The organism is Nostoc cf. edaphicum LEGE 07299 (assembly GCF_015207245.1).
GTDB classification, from domain to species: Bacteria; Cyanobacteriota; Cyanobacteriia; order Cyanobacteriales; family Nostocaceae; genus Nostoc; species Nostoc edaphicum_B.
In genome coordinates, this window is record NZ_JADEXF010000209.1 from 1 (window position 1) to 6,484 (window position 6,484).

Below are 6,484 nucleotides of genomic sequence, written 5' to 3' on the forward strand. Positions count from 1 at the left end.
TAGCACAATTGAACCTAACAAAGCAGGTAAAAAGCCCTTAATCTCAAAACCGGTACCAGGAGTTAGTCCACTTGCCAGCCAAAGAGTTAAGGCGTTGATCACAAATGTAAATAAACCAAAGGTGAGTAAGGTAATCGGAAATGTCAAAATCCGCAAAATTGGTCTGATAAAGGCATTAACTAACCCAATAATCCCTGCGGCAACAAGGGCTACAACAAAATTATTGACAATGAAGCCATCAACAATTTTAGAAGTTATCAATAACGCCACCGCAGTACCGAGCCAAGTTAATAAAAAGTGTTGCATAAGTTGTTTTTAGAGGAATTAGCAGTAAGTTTAATTAATTTTACTATTGCCAGTTGTGATTTTTAACACTACTAAGTGTCGTTGTATTTGACTTCTAAAGTTGCCATCATCTTTTATCAGTCCAAAAGCAATGTAATTTTTCAGCGCTGGCATAGAGAGATACTTCTAATCTGTGTATCTCAATCGTATTGCAGGATGTACCGAATTAAATTTATAAAAAATGGTGTGAAGCAAAAAACCCTACGGAGGTTTTTTGACTTAGAGGAACCTTTGTACATTAACGGCAACTACGTAATCGTTGCCAGTTTCTATAATTGACTGACAAGTTTTTTTGGCAATGTAGAGATTGAACCTCACACCACTGGAAGTGTCGTGATTCCTGCTTCAATCTGATTGGCACTCATAATTTTTTATCCCCTCAATACTAGCTATTTTACCTGTTTTAGGGAATGAAGCAGCCCTGCTTTTAGAGCGAATATACAAAAAACCTTTTTCCAAGCTGATGCCATCAAATAGATGTAACGGTAGTTGAAATGGGAAACCTAAGCCTATCCGCCCAAAAATCATGTAGTGATGAATCAGATAAGCAGCGATCGCTCCACTTTACTTGAACCTAATTCTCAATACAGTGAAGACTTTAGTTTGTCACAGATGGTTGCTCTGATTGCTGATACATTCGGCATTCACATCAAGCCACACTATCAAGATACATTAAAGAAAAATCTTTTAACTCGCATCCGGGCGCTGGGATTATGCTCGCTCCATGATTACTATCAGTTCTTGGTGGCAAGAAATCAATTAGTTCCTGGTGCAACAGAGTGGCAAGAACTAATCTCTTTATTCACTGTCACTGAAACTTATTTTTTTCGGGATCAGGGGCAGATGTCGCTGCTCAAAAATCAGCTGCTCCCAGAGTTAATCGAGCACAAACGGGAGCTTGGTTTAACTCAGCGCAACGCTGCTAATGGAGAATTTTATCGGCCGACATTACGGCTTTGGAGTGCCGGGTGTTCGAGTGGTGAAGAAGCTTACTCACTTGCCATTCTGGTGAAGGAACTGATCCCTGACAATCAGGCATGGGACATTCTGATTTTAGGCACAGATATTAATCAACCCGCGATCGCACTGGCTCAACAAGGAATTTACAGCGATTGGTCTTTTCGGACAACTACTCCAGAGATCAAAAATCGCTACTTTCAATCCCACAAAAAAGGTTGGAAAATCGATTCTGCTATTCGAGCAATGGTCAAATTTCAACCTGGAAACCTAATGCAGGATAATTATCCCGCTTACGCGTCCAGGATTCACGATTTCGATTTGATTATTTGCCGCAATGTGTTTATTTATTTTGACTTCAAGGCGATCGCACAAATTATAAGCAAGTTTTACTGCTCTCTAACACCGGGAGGGTTTCTGCTTACAGGGCACACAGAATTACACGGACAAAAAACTGAACCGTTTCAAGTCAAAAATTTTCCGCAATCTGCGGTTTATCAAAGGCATACCTCGCTCAACGAGCAAAGCAAAATCTTGAATACCATAACACCTGCTGCCATTGAGAGCAGGGAAACCAAAATTTCTTCGCCCTCTCTCCCAAGCTTGGGGACGGGCTTCGACGTGAGTGCAAACACTCAAACTCTTTTAGATACAGCCAAGGAATCGCTAATTCAAAAAGCTTATGCCGATGTCATTCAAATAGCGCAGCAACTTATTGCTCAAGCCCCCCAACACTTTCAGGCATATTGTTTGATGGCAGAAGCTTACGCGAATCTTGGCGATTACTCCCAGGCAAATCAGGCGTGTCAGCAGGCACTCCAGATCAGCCCATTGGCGATCGAACCTTATCATTTGTTGGCTCAAATTGCCGAAGAGCAAGGAGAGCGCGACAGTGCGAAATTATTCTTAAAACGTATTATTTATCTCGCTCCTAATTCTGTTACTGCTCACCTGGAATTGGGTTCTATATACGAACGAGAGGGAAATGAAAAACAGGCTCAAAAAACCTGGCGATCGCTTCTAGAGATTTTGCAAAATCTACCCCAACAAGCGATCGATTCCCATAACCAGCAAACCACTGCTGAATTACAAGCACACGTTCTTAAGCACTTAAATTCAACTAGTTATGAGCTATGAATCTTATTTAATGTTTAACCTTAATCACTCACGCTATGGCATTCCGGCTACAGCCGTGCAAGAACTCTTCTTTCTGCCAGAAGTGACTGCGATCGCACAAACTCCCAGCACAATTTTAGGCGTGATTAACCTGCGAGGGAAGTTTCTCCCCGTGATGGATTTATATCACCGTTTAGAACAAGCACGTCCCCCTTTTCAATTGACTGACAGCATGATTGTCCTGGAGTGGCAAACTCAACGAATCGGAATCATCGTCAATCAAGTGGATAGTGTACAAGCGATCGCACCCGATCGGATCGCTGCCAATGTTTGTAGTCAATCGAAAGAGAGTTTGCAGGATAGATTGCTGACTGGCATTGCCAACGTTGACGAGGGCATCGTTACATTGCTCAATCCCGAACTGTTGGTGCAACACGCCTTTCTAGAGACTGTTTTCAATCTAAATTCTGATTTTAACAACGGCTCAGTCAATGACGCACTAAAACATTCCTCTGATTCAGCCCTAAATCAAGGCTTATACGATCATTTCGATTCGCAGGAGCGACAGATTTTGCAAGAGCGAACTGAAGCTCTCCGATGTTCGATTGATGACGAAGATTCGGCGTCGCTTTTGCCTCTAGCGGTTGTGGGGTTGGGGGGTGAGTACTTCGGGTTTGGCTTGGAAACGGTGCATGAGTTTACCGAGATTCACAAGATTACCCCGATTCCCTGCTGTCCGCCGCACATTGTTGGCAACATCAACTTGCGGGGCGAAATTGTCACCTTAATTAACATCAATAATGTGGTCGATCTGCCCATGAATGGGGTGCGATCGCCTACGGCGGGGCGTAGCCCATCGCATCAGCAAGCCGTTGTCGTGCGTCTGGATCAACGAGTGGCGGGCATTGCCGTGGATGACATTTTTGATGTGACGTATATCCATCCTTCCCAAATGACCACCCCTCCAATTGCCCTGCATTCTGCCAAGGACGACTATCTCCAGGGTGTTGCACCTTATCGCGATCGGATGATGAGCATCATCAATTTGTCCAAACTGCTGAATTCAGAAGTGTTGGTTGTCAATGAAGAGGTCTAATATGCAATACAATTTCAAGCTCGGTCGGGTTGTTACGTTTGGGTTTGGTTCAGTATTTGTAGTCATGGTTGTGATTGGCATTGTCTCCAAGCTCACGACCAACAAGTTAGTGGAGTCCAATGGCTGGGTCAGCCATACCTATCAGGTTGAGGGGGATCTGGAGGATATTACCAAGTTTCTGCTCGATGCCGAAACCGGACAGCGTGGCTTTATTCTCACCCAAAAGGCGAACTATTTGGAGCCTTACAACACATCCGTTGCCAATTTTGAGAAAACCTTTGATGAGGTCAACAAGCTGATTCAGGATAACCCAGAACAAGTTACACGGTTGAATCAGGTCAAGCAATTGGCAAAAGACAAAATGGTAGAACTTGCTGAAACCATTGAGTTGACACAGCAGGGAAAACGCCAGGAAGCCCTGAATCTCATCCTTTCTAATAAAGGCAAGCAAATCATGGATGAGATTCGGGCCAAATTGGCAGAAATGACGCAGGTTGAGGAACGATTGCTGGCTGATAGGCAACAGACAGCAAAGCAGGCAGCATACCTGGCAGACTTGGTTTCCTTGGGAGGAACCACGATCGCGATCTTATTCGGTTCATTCGTGTTGTTCTTCATTGCCCGTGGAATTGTACGACCGATTACCCAGGTCGCTAACGCGATCGCGGCTTCTACAACCGAAATTGCTACAACAATCGAGCAGCAAGAACGCACCACCATGCAACAAGCTAGTTCTGTCAACCAAACCACCACCACAATGGATGAGTTGGCGGCTTCCTCGCGTCAGTCTGCAGAACAAGCAGAAGCCTCAGCCGCAGTGGCGCGGCAGGTGTTGTTGCTGGTAGACGGTCGCACTCAAGAGGGTCAGTTCAGCAAATCGAGTCTACGCGAGAAAGTAGGCGACATTGCCGCCCAAATTCTCCATCTAAGCGAACAAACTAATCAAATCGGCACGATCTCCACCCTGGTTAGTGACCTGGCCACTCAAACTAATATGCTGGCGCTCAACGCGGCAGTAGAAGCGGTGCGAGCCGGGGAACACGGCAAAGGCTTTGCGGTTGTTGCTGCCGAAATTCGCAAACTGGCAGACCAGAGTAAGCGATCGGCTGAAAAAATTAATGTACTGGTCTTAGACATTCAAAAATCGACCAATTCCACCGTTATTGTGACTGATGAAGGTACGAAAACCGTAGAAAAGATTGTGGATGCCATCAAAACGATCGCGGTGAATGGTCAGCAAATTTCCCTGACCTCCAATCAACAAGCGATCGCGGTGCAACAGGTGGTAGAAGCCATGAACTCGCTTAATATTGCCGCCAGGGAAACCGCCTCTGGCATTAGTCAAATTAAAGTCAGCACCCAACGACTGAATGATGGTGCCCAAGAACTAAAAGCCGTTGTCTAAAAATATATTGGAGTTACAGTCTATGTTAAAAAATATGTCTCTGCATGGACGATTGATGGGTTCATTTTTGCTGATGGGCGGTGTCGTTTTGGTCGTAGGGTTTTTCGGCTGGCGGGGTACTCATCAATTAAGCAGCCATATCGACACCCTTAGTAATAACAGCCTTCCCAGCATCGACGGATTATGGAGAGTTAATGAAGGGCAGACCCAGATCCAGTCGGCAGAGCGAGCGATTATCAACCCCGAACTACCCTCCGCGGCCAAACAGTCTGAGTTAAATCGAATGCAGGCAGCCTGGAAGCAAATTGACGTAGGTCTTGAGGAATATGAAGCCACGTCTCGCACCCGCGACGAGGACAAACTCTATCAGAATTAATCAGGATACTGCTGAAGATGCAAATAAAGCCGCCGGTAACGATACTCGCTTGACCACAGGTTGGGTGGTTACTGGTATTATTGCTGGGCCTCTGGGGGCAATCTTACTAGGATTTTTTCTGAGTAACAAAATTGCTAAACCGTTGACAGGCAAAATTGCTCAAATTGTTCAAACAATGGCTGCCTCTACCAATGAAATCGCCGCTACGGTTGAGCAGCAAGAACGGACTGCGACTCGGCAGGCAACTTCTGTCAATCAAACCACTACCACCATCGATGAATTGGGAGCCTCATCGCAGCAGTCAGCCGAACAGGCAGAATCGGCGGTAGCAGGCGCACGACAGGCATTGACCCTTGCCGGTAACGGTGCTGATGCTGTAAAACGCACCCTCAAGGGCATGGAAACCCTACAGCAGAAAGTCGGAGCCATTGCGGAGCATATCACACGCTTAAATGAACAAACCAAGCAGATTGACAGTATCTCCTGGTGGGCGAGTTGGCAAGTCAGACTAATATGTTGGCGTTAAATGCGGCTGTAGAAGCAGTCCGGGCAGGGGAGCATGGTAAAGGCTTTGCCGTTGTCGCTGCTGAAATTCGCAAATTAGCAGACCAGAGCAAAAAATCAACCGAAAAGATCAGCACCTTGGTAGGCGACATTCAATCTGCCATCAACATCACTGTCGTTGTCACCCATGAAGGCACTAAAACTGTGGAAGAAGGGACGCGAATTGCCCAGGAAACGTCAGAATCCTTTGCTGGTGTAGAAGGTGCAGTGAATAATATTGTCATCAACAGTCAACAGATTTCACTCAATATCAACCAGCAAGCGATCGCTATTCAGCAAATTGTCTCTGCCATGAATGACCTGAATATTGCTGCGCGTGAAACTGCTAGTGGCATTAGCCAGATCCGCTCTGGTACTCAACAACTAAACGAGTCAGCGCAAGCACTCAAGGCAACCATTTAGTCGCTCAACCTCTAACTACTTAAAACTATGATCATCGATGATGAAGAACTGAGAGACGTTTTCAAAGTAGCCAGCGAAGAACATCTGCAAAATCTGGATGATGGATTGCTGCATCTGGAAAACCATCCCGACGATCTGGCTGTCCTGGAAGCCTTGATGCGAGAGGCGCATTCCCTCAAAGGTGATGCTAATATGCTGGGAGTCAAAGATGTAGGTACTCTGG

At 45.6% G+C, this 6,484-nt stretch carries 8 protein-coding genes; 7 read left to right on the top strand and 1 reads right to left on the bottom strand.

The genetic code is table 11. The features are described from left to right. The coding region (locus IQ229_RS08375; RefSeq protein ID WP_194042845.1) for a phage holin family protein at nucleotides 1-306 on the bottom strand (306 nt) is incomplete at its 3' end. A 573-nt stretch (nucleotides 307-879) separates the two neighbouring features. On the opposite strand from IQ229_RS08375, the gene IQ229_RS08380 reads away from it, so the two are divergent. The 7 genes from IQ229_RS08380 to IQ229_RS08405 form a co-directional block, all read left to right on the top strand. After that, entirely contained in the window at nucleotides 880-2,439 is a 1,560-nt protein-coding gene (locus IQ229_RS08380) for a CheR family methyltransferase (protein WP_228013303.1), read from the top strand. Between the two features lie 10 nt (nucleotides 2,440-2,449). Next, nucleotides 2,450-3,514 (top strand): chemotaxis protein CheW, encoded by a 1,065-nt coding sequence (locus IQ229_RS08385; protein ID WP_194042847.1) that lies wholly within the window; start codon nucleotides 2,450-2,452, stop codon nucleotides 3,512-3,514. Between the two features lies 1 nt (nucleotide 3,515). Beyond that, nucleotides 3,516-4,919 carry a CHASE3 domain-containing protein gene (locus IQ229_RS08390; protein ID WP_194042848.1) on the top strand — a complete coding sequence of 468 codons (1,404 nt, stop codon included), beginning with the start codon at nucleotides 3,516-3,518 and terminating at the stop codon, nucleotides 4,917-4,919. Nucleotides 4,920-4,941: 22 nt separating this feature from the next. Further along, the gene (locus IQ229_RS08395; RefSeq protein ID WP_194042849.1) at nucleotides 4,942-5,295 is read left to right on the top strand and encodes an MCP four helix bundle domain-containing protein; all 354 of its coding nucleotides are present in this window, start codon (nucleotides 4,942-4,944) and stop codon (nucleotides 5,293-5,295) included. Further along, the gene (locus IQ229_RS23820; protein ID WP_228013304.1) at nucleotides 5,246-5,821 is read left to right on the top strand and encodes a hypothetical protein; all 576 of its coding nucleotides are present in this window, start codon (nucleotides 5,246-5,248) and stop codon (nucleotides 5,819-5,821) included. The genes IQ229_RS08395 and IQ229_RS23820 overlap by 50 nt, the downstream gene beginning before the upstream one ends. Beyond that, entirely contained in the window at nucleotides 5,809-6,261 is a 453-nt protein-coding gene (locus IQ229_RS23825) for a methyl-accepting chemotaxis protein (protein ID WP_265582960.1), read from the top strand. Before IQ229_RS23820 ends, IQ229_RS23825 begins: the two co-directional genes overlap by 13 nt. A gap of 27 nt (nucleotides 6,262-6,288) precedes the next feature. Further along, nucleotides 6,289-6,484, top strand: a 196-nt coding sequence (locus IQ229_RS08405; protein ID WP_194042850.1) for an Hpt domain-containing protein, incomplete at its 3' end; no start/stop codon positions are given.